The organism is Sphingobium indicum B90A, from assembly GCF_000264945.2.
Taxonomy (GTDB): Bacteria; Pseudomonadota; Alphaproteobacteria; order Sphingomonadales; family Sphingomonadaceae; genus Sphingobium; species Sphingobium indicum.
In genome coordinates this window covers 105,224-122,774 of the sequence record NZ_CP013070.1, presented here as the reverse complement: position 1 = coordinate 122,774, position 17,551 = coordinate 105,224, and the positions used below count along the sequence as shown (strand labels likewise).

At 67.3% G+C, this 17,551-nt stretch carries 12 protein-coding genes and 1 riboswitch; of the genes, 1 reads left to right on the top strand and 11 read right to left on the bottom strand.

The window, feature by feature from the left end; genetic code table 11:
• Window positions 1-5: 5 nt before the first annotated feature.
• Window positions 6-1,826, bottom strand: coding sequence for a TonB-dependent receptor plug domain-containing protein (locus tag SIDU_RS00630; protein WP_007685491.1), 1,821 nt, complete (start codon window positions 1,824-1,826; stop codon window positions 6-8).
• 172 nt (window positions 1,827-1,998) lie between these two features.
• Window positions 1,999-2,212, bottom strand: a riboswitch (cobalamin riboswitch).
• Between the two features lie 79 nt (window positions 2,213-2,291).
• Between SIDU_RS00630 and mobA the strand changes: the two genes are divergently transcribed.
• The gene (gene mobA / locus SIDU_RS00625; RefSeq protein WP_007685488.1) at window positions 2,292-2,831 is read left to right on the top strand and encodes a molybdenum cofactor guanylyltransferase; all 540 of its coding nucleotides are present in this window, start codon (window positions 2,292-2,294) and stop codon (window positions 2,829-2,831) included.
• Window positions 2,832-2,909: 78 nt separating this feature from the next.
• Here the strand turns inward: mobA and cobA are convergent, their stop codons facing one another.
• From cobA to SIDU_RS00575, 10 genes are all read right to left on the bottom strand, one after another.
• Entirely contained in the window at window positions 2,910-3,692 is a 783-nt protein-coding gene (gene cobA / locus SIDU_RS00620; protein ID WP_007687604.1) for a uroporphyrinogen-III C-methyltransferase, read from the bottom strand.
• Window positions 3,679-6,285, bottom strand: coding sequence for a nitrate reductase (locus tag SIDU_RS00615; protein ID WP_007687602.1), 2,607 nt, complete (start codon window positions 6,283-6,285; stop codon window positions 3,679-3,681). The genes cobA and SIDU_RS00615 overlap by 14 nt, the downstream gene beginning before the upstream one ends.
• A gap of 130 nt (window positions 6,286-6,415) precedes the next feature.
• Entirely contained in the window at window positions 6,416-6,751 is a 336-nt protein-coding gene (gene nirD, locus SIDU_RS00610; protein ID WP_007687600.1) for a nitrite reductase small subunit NirD, read from the bottom strand.
• Between the two features lie 5 nt (window positions 6,752-6,756).
• The gene (gene nirB, locus SIDU_RS00605; protein WP_007687598.1) at window positions 6,757-9,288 is read right to left on the bottom strand and encodes a nitrite reductase large subunit NirB; all 2,532 of its coding nucleotides are present in this window, start codon (window positions 9,286-9,288) and stop codon (window positions 6,757-6,759) included.
• A 292-nt stretch (window positions 9,289-9,580) separates the two neighbouring features.
• On the bottom strand, window positions 9,581-10,837 hold the full coding sequence (locus SIDU_RS00600; protein WP_007687596.1) for a nitrate/nitrite transporter: 1,257 nt from the start codon (window positions 10,835-10,837) through the stop codon (window positions 9,581-9,583).
• Between the two features lie 407 nt (window positions 10,838-11,244).
• Window positions 11,245-12,447, bottom strand: a complete 1,203-nt coding sequence (locus SIDU_RS00595; protein WP_025160910.1) for an ABC transporter substrate-binding protein — start codon at window positions 12,445-12,447, stop codon at window positions 11,245-11,247.
• Window positions 12,448-12,452: 5 nt separating this feature from the next.
• Window positions 12,453-13,031, bottom strand: a complete 579-nt coding sequence (locus SIDU_RS00590; RefSeq protein ID WP_007687592.1) for an ANTAR domain-containing response regulator — start codon at window positions 13,029-13,031, stop codon at window positions 12,453-12,455.
• 206 nt (window positions 13,032-13,237) lie between these two features.
• The gene (locus SIDU_RS00585) at window positions 13,238-14,767 is read right to left on the bottom strand and encodes a DHA2 family efflux MFS transporter permease subunit (RefSeq protein ID WP_007687590.1); all 1,530 of its coding nucleotides are present in this window, start codon (window positions 14,765-14,767) and stop codon (window positions 13,238-13,240) included.
• 11 nt (window positions 14,768-14,778) lie between these two features.
• On the bottom strand, window positions 14,779-15,930 hold the full coding sequence (locus tag SIDU_RS00580) for an EmrA/EmrK family multidrug efflux transporter periplasmic adaptor subunit (RefSeq protein ID WP_007687588.1): 1,152 nt from the start codon (window positions 15,928-15,930) through the stop codon (window positions 14,779-14,781).
• Window positions 15,923-17,464: an efflux transporter outer membrane subunit gene (locus SIDU_RS00575; RefSeq protein ID WP_007687587.1), complete on the bottom strand. Its 1,542-nt coding sequence runs from the start codon at window positions 17,462-17,464 to the stop codon at window positions 15,923-15,925. Before SIDU_RS00575 ends, SIDU_RS00580 begins: the two co-directional genes overlap by 8 nt.
• Between the last annotated feature and the right edge of the window lie 87 nt (window positions 17,465-17,551).

Genomic DNA, 17,551 nt, shown 5'->3' with positions numbered 1-17,551 from the left:
TATTTTCAGAAGCGCACACGCACGCCGCCGAAGGCCGAGCGGCCATATGTGCCATAGCCATAGACAGTGGCATATTTCTCATCGGTCAGATTGTCGATGCGGCCGTAGATCTCCAGATTCTCCCGGATCGGGAAGGATGCCCGCACGTCCGTCACGGCATAGCCGTCCAGCCGGATCGCGTTGGTCGCATCGTTGAAGCTGTCGCCCACCATCGTCACGGTCGCGCCGGTCGACAGGCCGAAGGGCCAGACATAGTCCGCCGAAACGCTGACCGCATCGGCGGCGCGGCGCGGCAGCCGGGCGTCGGTATTGCGGTCGCGCGCATCGACATGGCTGTAGGCGGCCGTGACCGTCAGCGCATCGACAGGCTTCAGGGCCAGCATCGCCTCCACGCCCTTGGCGCGGGTGCGGTCCAGATTATTGTACCCGCCGTAAAGGCCGATCGAATAATCATAGTTGATCTGGTCTTTGGTGTCGCGGCGGAACGCCGTGACAGAGAGGATCGCCCGGTCGCCATCCAGCCTTTGGTCGAAGCCGATGTCGTAGCTTTTCGACCGCTCCGGACGCAGGCCCGCATTGCCGACATCGGCGCCGTAAAGCTGATAAAGGGACGGGGCCTTGAACCCTTCGCCATAGCTCATGCGGATATTGGTCGCGCCGGCGTTGGGCGTGTAGTTGGCATTGGCGCCGAAGGTGGTCGCGCCGCCGAACTGGCTGTGATCGTCATGCCGCGCGCCGGCGGTCAGCGACAGGCCGGCGACCGGCTTCACGATGGCCAGCGCATAGACGCTGTCGACATCGGCCTTGTGGCTTTCCACCGAGCCGAAGCCGGAGAAGTCATAGTCGGGCCGTTCATGTTCATAGCCGAAGACCAGCTTCGCCTGATCGACCGGCTGATAGACGCCCTCATATTCGAAGCGCAGATTGGTGCCCGAATAGCCATAGGGGCCGAATGCGGATGTATAGTCGCGGTCCATGCGGAACCAGGTCACGGCCGCCCGGTTGGTGAGCCTGCCGTCGAACAGCTCCAGGTTCAGCCCGGCATAGCCGACATATTGATCCGATTTGGAAGTGTCCGCTGTGCTGTCCAACACGCCGTTGTCGGTATCCAGATCGGCATGGATATAATAGCCGCGCAGGTCGAGGCTGAGCGTATCGGTGAAGGCCAGCTTCAGCTTGGCGTTGGCGGCGATATTCTCATAGCCGTCCTTTTCCGTGCCATTGGCGGCGGAGGAAATGCCGTCGGTGTTGAAATAGGCGATGCCAACGCCGCCCGATGCGATGCCGCTGCCGCCCGAAACGTCCGCCTTGGCGTTCAGCGTGTCGCTATAGCCGTAATCGACCGATGCATTGCCCGCGAAACCGGCGGCAGGCGTGCCGGTCATGACGTTGACGACGCCGCCGACCGCCTGGCTGCCATAGGCGATGGAGTTGGACCCCCGCAAAATTTCGATCCGCCGGATATTGCCGGTCAGCAGATTGCCGAAATCGTACATGTCGCCAATGCCGCTGGTGTCGTTGACCTTGACCCCGTCGATCAGCACCAGCGTCTGCGTCGTTTCAGCGCCGCGCAGCGAAACGCCGGTCACCCCGCCCAAGCTGCCGCTGCGGTTGAAGCGCACGCCCGGCGTGGTCGCCAGCAGGTCCACGACGCTGACGCTCTGGCGGGTGCGGATGGTGTCGGCGTCGATGACGGTGACGGCCTGGCCGACCTCGTCGCGGGGCTGCTCGATGCCCAATGCGGTGACGATGATCTCGTCATCATCGGCGGCGAGGGCGGGCGCGGCCGCGAGCAAAGCGGCAAGAGAGAGGGTGGCTTTCAACATTATATCTGTTTCCCTGAGCGTCGCTGCGACTTCATGGCTCAGGGCATCCGCTCATCGCGGTCGGCGCAGGGGGAAGTCGACGCCAGTGCCCTCCCCCGCACCGATGCGGCCCTGCGCCGCTTCGTCGCTCAGACGGAAAACACCGTGCCATGGCCAACACCTGGGCCAGGGCAAGAGCGACCGTGCGCCGGCAGGTCTCCTGGCTCGCGGGTCAACGCAGCGATGCATGCCTTCCCGGACTTGCGTCCAGTGGCCGGTCCATGGACCGAAGTGCATCGCGCTCACCGCTTACAGTTGCAGGGACAGCCGCGGAATAGGACGGTTTCCCGCCCGCACCGCATTCCCGTTTTCAGCCCTTTGGGGGCACCGGCGCGATCTTCTTTGCGCGCGAGGGTTTGTCCCCGCCCGCGCCGCGCGCCATAAGGGAAAGCGAGGACAATGCCAAGCGGCATGAGGAGGGACGGAATGCGATTGCTGGGCGCGGTTCTGGCCGGGGGACGATCCAGCCGCTTCGGCAGCGACAAGGCCTTGGCGATGCTCGATGGGCGGACATTGCTGGATCATGCGGCGGCGGCGCTGGGCGCGCATGTCGAGACGGTGGTGATTTGCGGGCGGCACGTTCCGGGAATGACCGGGCTGGCGGACCGGCCGGCGGCGGACATGGGACCGTTAGGGGGGCTGAACGCCGCGCTGCATCATGCGGCGGCGCAGGGTTATGACGCGGTGCTGACGACGGGGTGCGACGTTCCGGTCTATCCGGACGGGTTGGCGCAGGCCTTGATCGGGGATGGCGCGGCGATCCTGAAGGGGCAGCAACTGGCCGGCTTCTGGCCCGCTTCATTGGCGGGAGAGCTGGATGCGCATCTGGCCGAGGAGAATAGCCGGGCGATCCATGGCTGGCTGGAGCGGGTCGGGGCGCGGATCGTGGAGCGGCCGGAGTTCGTGCTGCCCAATATCAACCGGCCGGAGGATCTGGAGCGGTTCACTTTTCCCCGATTGGGCTGAGCCTGTCGAAGGGTTCGGCTTCTCTTGAGGAGAAAAGGGCTTCGACAGGCTCAGCCCGAACGGAGGTAGGGTTGGTCGTCAGGCCCGGACGGTAGCACTCTCAACCACTTCCACCGGCAAATGGGTTCCCGCCACTGCTTCCCCGATCAGCAGCAGGGTTGGGTCTTCGTCGCTGATCGTCGCCACCAGGAAGGCCAGCGCCGACAGCTTGCCCCGGATCAGCCGTTCATTGGGGAGCGAGACATTGACCGCCACCATCACCGGCGTTTCGGGATCGCGCCCGGCGGCGATCAGCGAGCGGCTGATTTCTCCGGCAGCGGCGCGGCCCATATAGATGCCGAGCGTGCCGCCCGGCCGGGCCAGCGCTTCCCAGTCGAGCTTCAGCGGCTCGCCTGCCTTCAGATGCGCCGTCACCAGCGTCAGTCCCCGCGCCACGCCGCGCAGGGTGAGCGAGGCATGGCCGTTCGCCGCCGCCGCGCTGGCGGTGGTGATGCCGGGGCAGATGCGCACGGCGACGCCCGCCTCCGCCAGATGCTCCATCTCCTCCGCCGAGCGGCCGAAGACCGAGGGGTCGCCCCCCTTCAGCCGCACGACGCGCTTGCCCGCCTTCGCCGCCGCCAGCAGCAGGTCGTTGATGCTTTCCTGCGCCTTGCTGTGGCGGCCGGAGCGTTTGCCGACGCTGACCCGCTCGACGCCCTGCGGGATCAGGTCCAGCACCCCCGGCCCCACCAGCGCGTCGTGGAAGACGATCTCCGCCGCAGCGATCAGCTTTTCGGCCTTGCGGGTCAGCAGGTCCGGGTCGCCGGGGCCTGCGCCCACCAGCCAGACCTCGCCGGGGGCGATAAGCTCATTCGGCTGCATGAAGCGTCTCCTGCAATGTCTGGGTGAGGATATTGGCGAGCGCGGGGCGGCACGATCCGCAATTGGTCCCCGCCCCCAGCGCCTTGCCGACGGCGGCGACGTCGACCAGATCCTGCTCGCGGATGGCGGCGACGATCTGGTTCAACCCGATGTCGAAGCAGACGCAGACGGTCGCGCCCTTTTCCGGCTGGCTGCCCGGTCCCCGCGCCGCGAGGACGGAGCCGCCGACTCCCTCTGCCTGCAACTGGCCGATCAGCCAGTCGCGCGAGGGCAACAGGCCGGTGCGCGTCACGAACAGCACGCCGTTCAGCCTGCCTTCGCTGATGGTCGCGACGCGCCGGGTGCCGCGGGAGGCGTCCATGGCCTCGACCCGGTCGCCCTTCGGAAGAAAGGCGTCGAGGCGGGCCGGGTCGCCATTGCCGGCGATCTCGTACAGCGCGCCGCCCGGAACGGTGATCCGGGTGGACCAGAGGCAGGGCAGCTTCACCGGCTCATCGCCGCGCAGGATGAGGAAACCGCTCCACTCGGTCGCGACCTTCTCGACGCTGGCCGGGGTGGATTTGAAGCCGGGCTGGCCCGAATGCGGATCGACCAGCGGACGAGGGAGCAGGCCGGTGCGGCCGCCGCTCGACATCTGGTCGGTCCAGTGGATCGGCGTGAAGATCTCGCCGGGGCGCTGGCCTTCGCTCAGGCTGACGCGGAAGATGCTGTTGCCCTGCGCCGTCTGGACGCGGGCAAGGTCGCGGTCGACGATGCCCAGCGCCTCGGCATCCTTCGGATGGATTTCGACCTGCGGCTCCTCGCGATGGCGCGCGAGTTTCGGGGACAGGCCGGTGCGGCTCATCGTGTGCCACTGGTCGCGGTAACGCCCGGTGTTGAGCGTCATCGGCCAATCCCGCAGCGGCTCCTGAACCTCCATCTGCCTGGTCAGGACCAGTCGCGCCTTGCCGTCCGGCGTCGGGAAGCGGCCGTCGGCGAAGGGCGTGCCGCCCCAGCGGAACGGCTCCATGGCGTCATAGGCGTCGTTGCCGATGGTCGCATGGGAGCGCAGGTTGAGCAGCCGCTCTCCGTCATTCCGATAGGCGGTCAGGCGGGCATGTTCGCGCCAGATGTCGGCGGGCCGATCATAGGCGAAGGCGCTGCGCCATCCCATGCGGCGGGCGACTTCCTTGACGATCCACCAGTCCGGCTTCGCCTCTCCCGGCAGCGGCAGGAAGGGTCGCTGGCGGCTGATCGTGCGGTCCGAATTGGTGACGGTGCCGTCCTTTTCCCCCCATCCGGCGGCGGGCAGGCGGACATGGGCATGCGTGCTGCTGTCGGTGTCGGCCATGATGTCCGACACGACGAGGAAGGGGATCGCCTCCAGCGCCTCCCGCACGCGGCCCGCGTCGGGCATGGAGACGGCGGGGTTGGTCGCCATGATCCAGAGCGCCTTGATCCGGCCTTCGTTGATGGCGCGGAACAGGTCGACCGCTTTCAGGCCCGGCTTGGTGGCCATGGCGGGGGCGGCCCAGAAGCGGCCCACCCGCTCCACATTTTCCGGCGCGAAATCCATATGGGCGGCAAGGCTGGAGGCAAGGCCGCCGACTTCGCGGCCGCCCATGGCGTTGGGCTGGCCGGTGATCGAGAAGGGCGCCGCGCCCGGCTTGCCGATGCGGCCGGTGGCGAGGTGGACGTTGATGATCGCGTTCACCTGGTCGGTGCCGCGGATCGACTGGTTGATGCCCTGGCTGAACAGCGTGACGGTGCGCGGCGTGGCGGCGAACAGCTTGTAGAATTGTTCCAGCAGCGCGGGCGCGACGTCGCAGGTCTTCGCCGTCGTCCAGAGGTCGTGCCCGGCGCGGACATGATCCCAGAAATCTTCGGGCGCGCTGACATGATCGGCGAGGAAGGCGGGGTCGGTGGCGCCCTCCGCCGCTACCCAAGCGAGCAGGCCGTTCATCAGGGCGACGTCGGTGCCGGGCTTCACCGGCAGATGCAGGTCCGCGCCTTCGCAGCTTTCGGTGCGGCGCGGATCGATGACGACGAGCTTCGTCCCGCGCGCGGCGCGGGCCGCCTGGATGCGCTGGTAGACGATCGGGTGGCACCATGCGGTGTTGGAGCCGACCAGCACGATCAGGTCCGCTTCGTCCAGATCGTCATAGCTGGCGGGCACCACATCCTCGCCAAAGGCGCGATTGTGCCCGGCGACCGCGCTCGACATGCAGAGGCGGCTGTTGGTGTCGATGTTCGCCGAGCCGATAAAGCCCTTCATCAGCTTGTTGGCGACATAATAATCCTCGGTCATCAATTGACCGGAGACGTAGAAGGCCACGCTGTCGGGACCGTGGCGGTCGATGGTTTCGCGGAATTTCCGCGCCACCAGGTCCAGCGCCTTGTCCCAGCTTGCGCGCCTGTTGCCGATCATCGGGTGCAGCAGGCGCCCCGTCAGGCCCACCGTTTCGCCCAGATGCGTGCCCTTGGAGCAGAGGCGGCCGGCATTGGCGGGATGCGCCTCATCGCCCTTGATGTCGGCCGAGCGCGGCCCGGTCGGCGTGGCCGAAATGCCGCAGCCGACGCCGCAATAGGCGCAGGTGGTGCGGACACTTGTCATAGCCCCTCCCTTTCAAGGGAGGGGTTGGGGTGGGTGGGAGCCTGCAGCACTACCGTCGCGGGCGCCGCGGGCGCGGCGCACCCACCCCCGGCTCCTCCCTTGAAAGGGAGGGGAGAAAGGAGACTGACCTTCATGCAGCCGCCTTGAGCGAGGCCGGGCGGGCGATCAGGATGCGGCCGCCCTCCTGCTTGACCGCGACGGTCGGGGTGCAGCCCTCGTCATTGCCCTGCGCTTCGCCCGTCTTGAGCGCGATGTTCCAGTTGTGCAGCGGGCAGGCGACGCTGTGGCCGTGGACGATGCCCTGGCTCAGCGGGCCTTTCTTGTGCGGGCATTCGTTGACCAGCGCGAAGACATGGTCGTCGCCGGTGCGGAAGACGGCGATTTCCTTCTGTCCGGCAATCCGCACCGTGCGGGCGCCGCGCTGGGGAATGTCGGCCAGCGTTCCGATGTCGATCCAGTCGGTCATGTGGTTCACTCCGCGGCGATGGCGCCAAAGGGCATTGGGGGTTCGAGGTGCTGGTGCAGTTCGCTGTCCGCACCGGCCGCGCGCTGCGCCCAGGGGTCTTCCTGGGAGAAGCTCTGCGAATAGAGGAAGCGGCTGCGCAGCGCCTCGCGGCCCGCTTCGTCCTCGACGATCCGCCGCTTCACATAGTCGACGCCGACGCGCTCGATCCAGGGCGCGGTGCGCTCCAGATAGCGGGCTTCCTCGCGGTAGAGCTGGATGAAGGCGGCGCAATAATCCAGCGCCTCCTGCTCGGTCGAGACCTTGCACAGCAGGTCGGTGGCGCGGACATGGATGCCGCCATTGCCGCCGACATGCAGTTCATAGCCCGAATCCACGCAGACCACGCCGAAGTCCTTGATCGTCGCTTCCGCGCAGTTGCGGGGGCAACCGGAGGCAGCGATCTTGAACTTGTGGGGCATCCACGATCCCCAGGTCATCCGCTCTATCTTGACGCCGAGGCCGGTCGAATCCTGCGTGCCGAAGCGGCACCATTCGGACCCGACGCAGGTCTTCACCGTGCGCAGCGACTTGCCATAGGCATGGCCCGAAACCATGCCCGCGGCGTTGAGGTCCGCCCAGACGGCGGGCAGGTCTTCCTTCCTGATGCCGAAAATGTCGAGGCGCTGGCCGCCCGTCACCTTCACCATCGGGGCGTTATATTTCTCGACCACATCGGCGATGGCGCGCAGTTCGCGCGGGTTGGTGAGGCCGCCCCACATGCGCGGCACCACCGAATAGGTGCCGTCCTTCTGGATGTTGGCGTGCATGCGCTCATTGACGAAGCGGCTCTGCTGGTCGTCCTGATATTCGCCGGGCAGCGCGCAGAGCAGATAATAGTTGAGCGCGGGGCGGCAGGAGGAGCAGCCGTCCGGCGTCGACCAATGCAGCAACTGCATCACCTCCGGGATGGAGCGCATATTCTGCGCCACGATCTCCCGACGGACATCGTCATGGGTGAAGCTGGTGCATTTGCATAGGGTCTTGGGGCCGGACTGGACGTCCTCGCCCAGCACGACGCTCAGCAGGTTTTCGACAAGGCCGGTGCAGCTTCCGCAGCTTGCCGACGCCTTGCAGGTGGCGCGCACCGCGTCCAGGCTGCATGCGCCCTTTTCGATGCAGGCGACGACCTGGCCCTTGGCTACGCCGTTGCAGCCGCAAATCTCGGCATCGTCCGAGAGCGCCGCAACGGCCGCCTTAGGGTCCAGCGCGCCCCCTCCGGAGGCGAAGGCCTGGCCGAAGATCAGCAGGTCGCGGATTTCGCTGACATCCTCCTCGCGCTTCAGCAGGTCGAAATACCAGCCGCCGTCCGCCGTGTCGCCATAGAGCACGGCGCCCACGATCCTGTCGTCCCTGACGACGACGCGCTTGTAGACGCCGCGAGACGCATCGCGCAGGACGATGTCCTCGCACCCCTCGCCGCCCGAAAAATCGCCGGCGGAGAAGACGTCCAGACCCGCGACCTTGAGCTTGGTGGAGGTGACCGACCCCCTGTAGCCGCTATGCCGGTCGGTCAGCCCGTCCGCCAGGCTGCGGCACATGTCCCACAGCGGCGCGACCAGGCCATAGACATTGCCGTCATGCTCGACGCATTCGCCGACCGCCAGCACGTCCGGGTCGCTGGTCACCATATGATCGTCGACCTTGATGCCGCGATTGACCTCCAGCCCGGCTTCGCGGGCGAGAGCGGTCGAGGGGCGGATGCCCACCGCCATGACCACAAGGCTGGCCGGGATTTCGCGGCCGTCCTTCAGGCGAACGCCCTCGACCTTGCCGTCGCCGTAGATTTCTGCGGTGTTGGCGCCGGTCAGGATGGTCTGGCCGCGCCCTTCCAGCGCCGATTTCAACAGCCAGCCCGCCGCCTCGTCGAGCTGCCGTTCCATCAGCGTGTCCATGAGGTGGATGACCGTGACCTTCATGCCGCGCAGGGTGAGGCCATGCGCGGCCTCCAGCCCCAGCAGGCCGCCGCCGATCACGACTGCGTTGCCGCCCCCCAAAGCCTTGCCGGCTTCGGCGGCGGCCAGCATGGTGTCGACATCCTTCATGTCGCGGAAGCTGATCACGCCGGGCAGATCCTTCCCCGGAACCGGGATGATGAAGGGGTCCGAACCCGTCGCGATCAGCAGCTTGTCATAGCCGACGGTGCGACCCGATTGGCTCGTGACGGTCCTGGCGGCGCGGTCGATGGCCGTCACGGGGTCGCCCGCGATCAGTTCGATACCATTGTCTTTGTACCAGTCGCGGCCGTTGATGATGATGTCGTCGAAGCTCTTTTCCCCGGCCAGCACCGGGGAGAGCATGATGCGGTTATAGTTCACATAGGGTTCCGCGCCGAAGATGGTGACGCGATAGCGGTCCTTGTCCCGCGCCAGCAGTTCCTCGACGGCGCGGCAGCCGGCCATGCCGTTGCCCACGACCACCAGATGTTCCCGAACATCTTGGGACGGCGCGAAGCGTTGTTCTTCGCTGGCCATTTCCGGTCCGTTGTTCTGAAAATCCATCCCTCGACTCCAGAAAAGAAAAAGGCCGCCATCCGGACCCTCGGTCTTTGAAACCGGAGGGTCTGGATGGCGGCCTTGCCATCATAAGCGCCTTGATCGTCCGTCCCTGGACCATCGCGGCTATGGAAGAAGGACAACCCTGTCCTTTGCATTGCAGCATAGGCTTTTGGCGATTCGCGTCAAGCGATTCCTCGCAGAACGATGTATTTTCGTTTCGCCGTCCATGCGCCCTATCGCAGGCGCGAAAAGGGCGGCGGCCTGCGCGGGCCGCCGCCTCCCTCTCCTTGACCGATCAGATGCGCGCCGCGCTGGTCCAGGTGGCGCGCCAGCGGGCGCGGACCAGCGAGATGCCGAGAAACGCGACCAGCGCCAGGCCCGCGAAGATCAGGAAGCCGGGCGCGAAGCTGCCGGTGAACTGCTTGGCGATGCCCAGCGACGAGGCGAGATAGAAGCCGCCAATGCCGCCCGCCATGCCGACCAGGCCGGTCATGACCCCGATTTCCGCCTGGAACCGCTGGGGCACGAGTTGGAAGACCGCGCCGTTGCCGACGCCCAGCGCCAGCATCGCCGCGACGAACAGGCCAAGGGCGGAGAACAGCGTCGGCGCATAGGCGACCCCCGCCAGGGCCAGGGCGGCGGCGACATAGACCATCATCAGCGCTTTGACGCCGCCGATCCGGTCCGCCAGCGCCCCGCCCATCGGGCGCACCAGCGACCCGGCGAAGACGCAGCCCGCCGTGCAATAGCCCGCGACCACCGGGGTCAGGCCGAACTGGTCGGTGAAATAGATGGGCAGCGAGGCGGCAAGCCCCACGAAGCCGCCGAAGGTCACCGAATAAAAGCCCATCAGCCACCAGGCGTCGGCGCTTTTCAGCGGGTGGAAATAATCGACCAGCTTCTTGGGCGCGGGCGCGTCCGGCGCGTTCTTCGCCATGATCATGTACAGGATGAAGACGATGGTCAGCGGAATGCAGGCCAGGCCCAGCACCGCGTTCCAGCCGAACAGCTTGGCCAGCATCGGCGCGAACAGCGACGCCAGCACCGTGCCCGAATTGCCCATGCCGGCGAGGCCCATCGCCTTGCCCTGATGTTCGGCGGGATACCAGCGGCTGGCGAGCGGCAGCGCGATCGCGAAACTGGCCCCCGCAAAGCCCAGGATGACGCCCAGCGCCAGCGTGCCCGCGAAGCTGTCGACGCCCATGGACCAGGCGGTGAAGAGGCCAAGGATGACGATCGCCTGGCTGATCGCGCCCGCCTGCTTGCAGCCGATCCGGTCGACCAGCAGGCCGTTGACGACGCGCAGCACGGCGCCCGCCAGCGTGGGAACGGCGACCATCAGGCCCTTTTCCGCCGGAGTCAGGCCCAGCGTCTTGGAGATGGAGGGCGCCAGCGGCCCCAGCAGCACCCACACCATGAAAGCCAGGTCGAAATAGAGGAAGGCGGCGACAAGAGTGGGCGTGTGCCCGGCCTTCCAGAAACTGGTCTGGCCGGTTTCCCCCTCAGCCTCCGGAGCCTGGCCCTCCGGGCGCTCCCAATAAGCAGTTGCCATGATGTCGTCCCTCAATCTTTATGAAATGGGCATGAAAAAAGCCGCTTCCGGACCTCGCTCCTTGCGAAATCCGGCCAGCGGCTTTGCTGTAGAATCGAAGGGAGAACGCGATCCCGACCTTGGGAAGGGCTCATCCCGGAAAACGCGCCTCGTCGCGCGACTCCGATATTATCTCGCGATTCGACCTATGTTGCAAGGCACAAATTTCGGGAAGCAGAGGGGAGTTACGCCGCAGGTCGGAAAATGGCCAATCCAAGACATTCCCCTCCCGTAAACGGGAGGGGTTAGGGGTGGGTGCGAGCGGAGCGAGCTTCTGACTTGGCCGTTGCGAAACAACGCCGATGTTGCGCCAGCCCACCCCCTAACCCCCTCCCGCCTGCGGGAGGGGGAATGACGGCAAACCACCCTTAAAAGCTCGCCAGGAAATCCTCTATCCGTTCCGGATCGAACACCCGGCCGTCGAAGAAACTGTCCGGACCCAGCGTCAGTTCGCCCCGCTTCGATCCGACCGCCAGCGGGGACGCCACCGCCCCTTCCACCTTCATGCTGGCCCCCGGCATCGCCACATCGCTGTCGGCCAGCGCCCGGCGGAAGATGTCGGGGCGGAAGACCGAGGCGGCCTTGGCGGCGTTTTCCGCGCTATGGTCCACCATCTTCCAGCGGACGAGCTGCGAATATATCCACAGCGCCTGGCTGCGCCACGGAAAGGGCGTCGCCTCCCGCGAAAAGAGCATGAAATCGGGCATGGAGAGCGGCGCCATGTCCACCCGCGGGACGATCCTGCCCGACAGGGCGCGCAGGATCAGGTCGGCGGGCTGGTCGACATAATGCGGTTGCGACAGGAGATGCGCCAGCGCCTCATGATGGTCCGGATCGTCGCACCAGGCGCCCGCCCTTACCAACGCCCGCAGCAGCCGGTCGACGCTGTCGGGATTCTCCTCCAGCCAGGGGGTGCGGAAGGCCAGCACCTTCTCAACCCCGCGCCGCCAGATGCGCTCGCCAATGGCGACCCCCTCCGCCAGGCCCGCATCCACCGCCGCGCTGCCCCAGGGTTCGCCCGCGATGAAGCCGTCGATCTCCCCGGCGCGGATCGCCTCCACCGTCAGCGAGGGCGGCAGCACGCGCAGGATGACGTCGCGATCCGGGTCCACCCCCGCGCTCGCCAGCCAGTAGCGCAGCATGACGGCATGGCTGGAATAGCGATGGACGACGCCGATCACCGGCTTGCGTTTCCACAGGCCAATGGCGGTCGCGAAGTCATGCGCGGTGCCCAGCGGATCGTCCAGCCGCGCCGCCACGTCCGGGGCCAGCGCCTGGGCGAATTCGCTGGCCATCACCAGCATGTTGCCGTTGACGTTGAGCTTGTAGGGGGCGGACAAGGGCGCGGCCTGCTGGCTCAATCCCAGCGTCACCGCGACGGCCAGCGGCGCCAGCATATGCGCCGCCTGCACCTGGCCGAACACCAGCCGGTCGCGCAACGTCGCCCAACTGGTCGTGCGGACGAGGTCGAGATGCAGCCCCTCCTCCTCCGCGAAGCCCCTTTCCCGCGCCACGGCGAGCACGGCGACGTCGGTCAGCGGCAGGAAGGCGATGCGCAGGTCGGTCGTCATCACCATCACATCCCTCCCAACAGGTCGCTGGCCGTGATGAGGGCCTGGGCGACGTCCACGATCTTCTTCCCTTGATTCATCGCGCTCGACCGCAGCAGCGCATAGGCCTCCGGCTCGCCAAGGCCGCGCTGGCTCATCAGGATGGATTTGGCGCGGTCGATGATCTTGCGGTCGGACAGCGCCGTGCGCGCCTCGTCCAGTTCGCTCTGGAGCCGGGCGAAGGCGTTGAAGCGGCGCACCGCGAGCTCCAGCACCGGCTTCACCCGTTCCTTGCGCAGCCCGTCCACGACATAGGCGGAGACGCCCGCGTCGATGGCGGCGCCGATCATGCTTTCGTCCGACTGGTCCACGAACATGGCGATGGGCCGGGCCAGAGCGCGGCTGACCGTCAGCATCTCCTCCAGCGTGTCGCGGCTGGGGCTGCCCAGGTCCATCAGCACCACGTCGGGCGCCATGCGCTCCAGCCGCGCGACGAAGCCGCCGCGCGGGGGGACGATGTGAATATCGTCATAGCCCGCCTCGCGCAGTCCTTCCTCCAGGACCGTCGCGCGCAGGCCGCTGTCGTCGATGATGACGATTCGCATGAGACCCCAAGCCTTTTTTGCCACTCAGTGACCGCGATGTCGCGCCGCGTCAATCGGGCGCGGCAGAGGGGAGACGCCGACGGCGGCGCGCCGCCCTGTTCCCGCCCCCTCCGGCGGAGGATGCCGCGATGGACAAGTCGCTGATCGCAAAGCCCGATCACGCCGCTTCCGGGGGCAAGGGGCCGTCCCTGCCCTCCGCCCTCCGTTCAGTGCGCCGAGGACGTATCGACCTTCGCCATGGGGCGCGGCGCCAGCCACACCAGGGCGGCCGCCGCGAACATGACCAGCGCGGCGATGAAGAAGACGTGGTTCATCGACACCACCATCGCCTGCGCGTCGACCAGGTTCGCCACCATCTGCCGCGCCTGTTCCTGCGTGAAGCCGCGGCTCGTCAGGTCGGCCAGGGTCGCGTCCGGATGGAGCGTGCCGACCATCTCGTTGCGCGACACGCGCTGCCCGTCGCCCCAGCCAGTCAGCACGATGGAGGTGGAAATGGCGATGGCGAGCGTGCGCAGGAAATTCTGCATGCCAGCGGCAGAGGCGGTTTCCTCCGGCCGGACCGATCCCAGGGTCAGCGTCGTCAGCGGGATCATGAACAGCGGCATGCCGAAACCCTGGACCAGTTGCGGCAGCGCGACCGTCCAGAAATCCGCGTCGGTCGTCCAGTGCGCCCGCCACAGCGTCACGGCGCCGATCCAGAGCACGCCGCTGGAAATCATCAGGCGCACGTCCAGCTTGCCGACGACGCGGCCGACGATCGGCGCGATGACCATGGCGGACATGCCGACGAAGGATGCCGCCAGGCCTGCCCAGGTGGCGGTATAGCCCATCGAGATCTGCAACCATTGGGGAATGATCACGATGCCCGCGAAATAGGCGCCGAAGCACAGCGCCAGGGTGAACACGCCCGATGTGAAGCCGATATGGCGGAACACGCGCAGGTCGACGATCGGATGTTCCTCGGTCAGTTCCCAGATCAGGAAGATGCAGAAGCCGATTCCCGCCATCAGCGCCAGCGCGACGATCATCGGATCGCCGAACCAGTCATGGTCCCGCCCGATGTCCAGCATGATCTGGAGGGAACCGATCCAGAAGACCAGCAGGGCAAGGCCGATATAGTCGATGGGCAGCTTCACCCGCTCGGTTTCCACCGGGCGCAGCAGCGTCAGCGCCGAAAAGATGCACAGGGCGGCGATGGGCAGGTTGATGAAGAAGATCCAGTGCCAGCTCCAGTTGTCGCTGATATATCCCCCGACGATCGGCCCCAGGGCGGGGCCCAGCATGGTCGTCATCGCCCACAGCCCCATCACGCGCCCGCGCTGCTGCGGCGGGAAGATGCGCATCAGCAGGGTCTGCGACATCGGCATCAGCGGCCCGCCGCACAGGCCCTGGCCGATGCGGCAGGCGACGATCATGCCCAGCGTCATGGACAGGCCGCACAGCAGCGAGAAAAGGCCAAAGCCCAGCATGCTCATGGTGAACAGCCTGACGGCGCCGAAACGCTGCGCCAGCCATCCGGTCAGCGGCACGCAGATCGCCTCCGCCACGGCGTAGCTGGTGATGATCCAGGTGCCCTGATCGGGCGAAATGCCCAGATTGCCCGCGATGTGCGGCACCGAGACGTTGGCGATGGTCAGGTCGAGCACGACCATGAAATTGCTGAGCGCCAGCGTCATCCCCGCCAGCAGGCGATGACGGGGCGACAGGAGCGTGAACGTCTCGGTCGGGCGGCTCACCGGCGGCTTCCTTATTCGCCGGAAAGGTCGATTTCGGCTTCCATGGAAAGCCCGATGCGCAACGGATGCTCGGCCAGTTCGCGCGGGTCGAGCGCGATGCGCACGGGCAGGCGCTGCACCACCTTGATCCAGTTGCCGGTGGCGTTCTGCGCGGGGATCAGCGCCATCGACGCGCCCGTGCCGCCGGAAAAGCCGACCACCTTGCCATGATAGACGACGCCGCCGCCGTAAAGGTCCGACGTGACCGTCGCCGGCATGCCGATCTTGACCCGGCGGAGCTGGCGTTCCTTGAAATTGGCGTCGACATAGACCCTGGCGAGCGGCACGATGGTCATGATCGGGCTGCCCTGCGCGACGCGCTGGCCGACCTGCACCGACCGCCGGGTCACGACGCCGTCGATCGGGGCGCGGATGACGGAGCGGTCAAGGTCGAGCCGGGCATTTTCCAGCTTCGCCTTGGCGGCCAGCACGGCGGGGTCGGTGTCGATGGTGGACCCGCGCACCAGCGCGTCATTGGCGGCAAGCTGCCCGCTGGCCGCGCCCCGCGTCGCTTCGGCCGTCGCCACCCCGGCCTTCGCCAGGTCGAGCGCCGCCTGCGCCGCGGCATAGGCCTTGCGCGCGCTGGTCAGTTCCTCGCCGGAGACGGCGCCGTTGGGGGCCAGCGCCTCGCGCCGCCGCAGGTCGATGCGCGCCTTTTCGAAATCGGCCTGCGCCGTCGCGAGCTGGGCCCGCGCCTGGCTGATGTCGGCGCCCCGCGCCTCCACCTGCGCGGCCAGCGAACCGCTGGTCGCGACGGCCTGGCGGAAACGGCGGCGGGCCTCGGCCAGGTCGGCCTCCGCCTGCGCCACGGCGATGCGGGCGTTGGTGGGGTCCAGCTTCACCAATATGTCGCCGCGCTTGACCGCCTGGGTGTCCGTCACCAGCACCTCGACCGCCTGGGCGGAAATGAGCGGCGTCACCTGCGCCACTTCGGCATTCACATAGGCATTGTCGGTGCTGACATGGTTGCGGCCGACCAGCAGGTACCACAGGGCATAGGCCGCGCCGACGGCCAGCACGGCCAGCGCCAGCCGCAGCAGCCATTTCTTCCGGGCTTCCATGCGCTGCGCCGCGGCGTCGGCCTTGCTCGCGTCGGACGTGAATTCGGGCTTGGCGTCAGCCATGGGGCGTATCCTTGGACAACTGGAGCTGTGTCTGCGCGCCGTTTCCGGCAAAGCCGCCGCCCAGCGCGCGAATGAGGGCGATGTCGAGCGTGAAGGCGCTCGCCTCCAGCTCCGCGACGGCCTGGCGGGCGGCCAGAAGCTGGTCCTCCACGTTCAGCACGTCAAGATAGGTGTTGAGGCCGCCTTCATAGCGCTGGCGGGCGATGCCATAGGCTTCCTCCGACGCGGTCAGCGCGGCGCGGGCGTCGGCCAGCCGCCGGTCCAGCGCCTGGCGGCCGGTCACGGCGTCGGCCACCTGCTGATAGGCGCCGAGCACTGTCTTGTCATAATTGGCCACCGCCTGGTCATAGACGGCGCGGGCGCCGCGATACTGGCCGCTGAGCGCGCCGCCGTGGAAGATGGGCAGGCTGATCGCCGGGCCGGCATTGCCGAACAGCGAATCCTTCTTGAACAGCGTGTCGGTGAAGGGGCTGGGGCCGCCGGCAAAGCCGCCGTTCTGAAGCACTGTCTGGTAGCCCAGCGACTGGACGCCGATCAGGGCGTTCAGGCGGATGGCGGGGAAGAAATCGGCGCGGGCCACCTTGATCCGCTTGGCCGCCGCCTCCGTCCGGGCGAGCGCGGCGGCGATGTCCGGGCGGCGGGCGACCAGATCGGTGGTCACGTCCGCGGGCAGGCCGAGGGGGCCGGGCCTGCCCAGGCGGGGACGGGCGATGGCAAGGCCGCGGTCAGGCCCCGCGCCGATCAGCGCCGCAATCTGATGCCGGCGCACCGCGATAGCCTGGTCGGCGGCGGCGAGTTGCGCCTTGGCGGAGGAGACGGTGGCGTCCGCCTGCCGCTCGCTGCCGCGGGTTTCCAGCCCGTTGGCGCGGCGGTCCGCGACCAGTTTCCGGCTGGCGGTGCGGATTTCGAGCGCCCGCGCCTGGATGTCGCGCTCGTCATGCAGGCGGGCAAGGTCGGCATAGGCGTCGGCCACGCCGGTCGCCAGCGCCAGCCGCGCCTGCCGCGCGTCGATCTCCGCCGCCCGCGCTTCGGACGTCGCCGCCGCCAGCGCCGCCCGGTTCCTGCCCCACAGGTCGAGGTCGAAGCCGAAATTCAGCGCCACCCGGCCCGTGCCCAGCCAGCCCTTGGGCACGAATTCCTTGGGCATGCCCATATTGTAGCTGGACTTGGTCACGCCGCTATTGGCGTCGAGGTCTATCGCGGGCAGCAGCGGCGCGCCCGCCTGCTGCGCGGCGGCATTGGCCTCAGCGAAGCGGGCGGCGGCGGCGGCGACGTCCGGCGATCCCTTCAGCCCTTCCTCTATCAGCGCGTCGAGTTGCGGATCGCCATAGGCCTTCCACCATCCTTCCGCCGGCCATTGGGTGGCATTGTCGGCCTGCAGGCTGCGTTCCGCCGCGATGCTGGCCGGCCCGCGCGCGACCGGCTGCGGACCCAGGTCCGGCACAGCCGCGCAGGCGGACAGCAACGCCGCGCCGGCGAGAAGCCCGGTCCGGGCGGAAAAGCGCGAAGGATTCGGATGGCGACTCGCGGGCATAAAAACCGTACCAGATAGTATGAAATCAGGCTTTGCGCCGGTTGCGAATCCTTGTCAACAGAAATAGCGTACTATATGGTACGATTT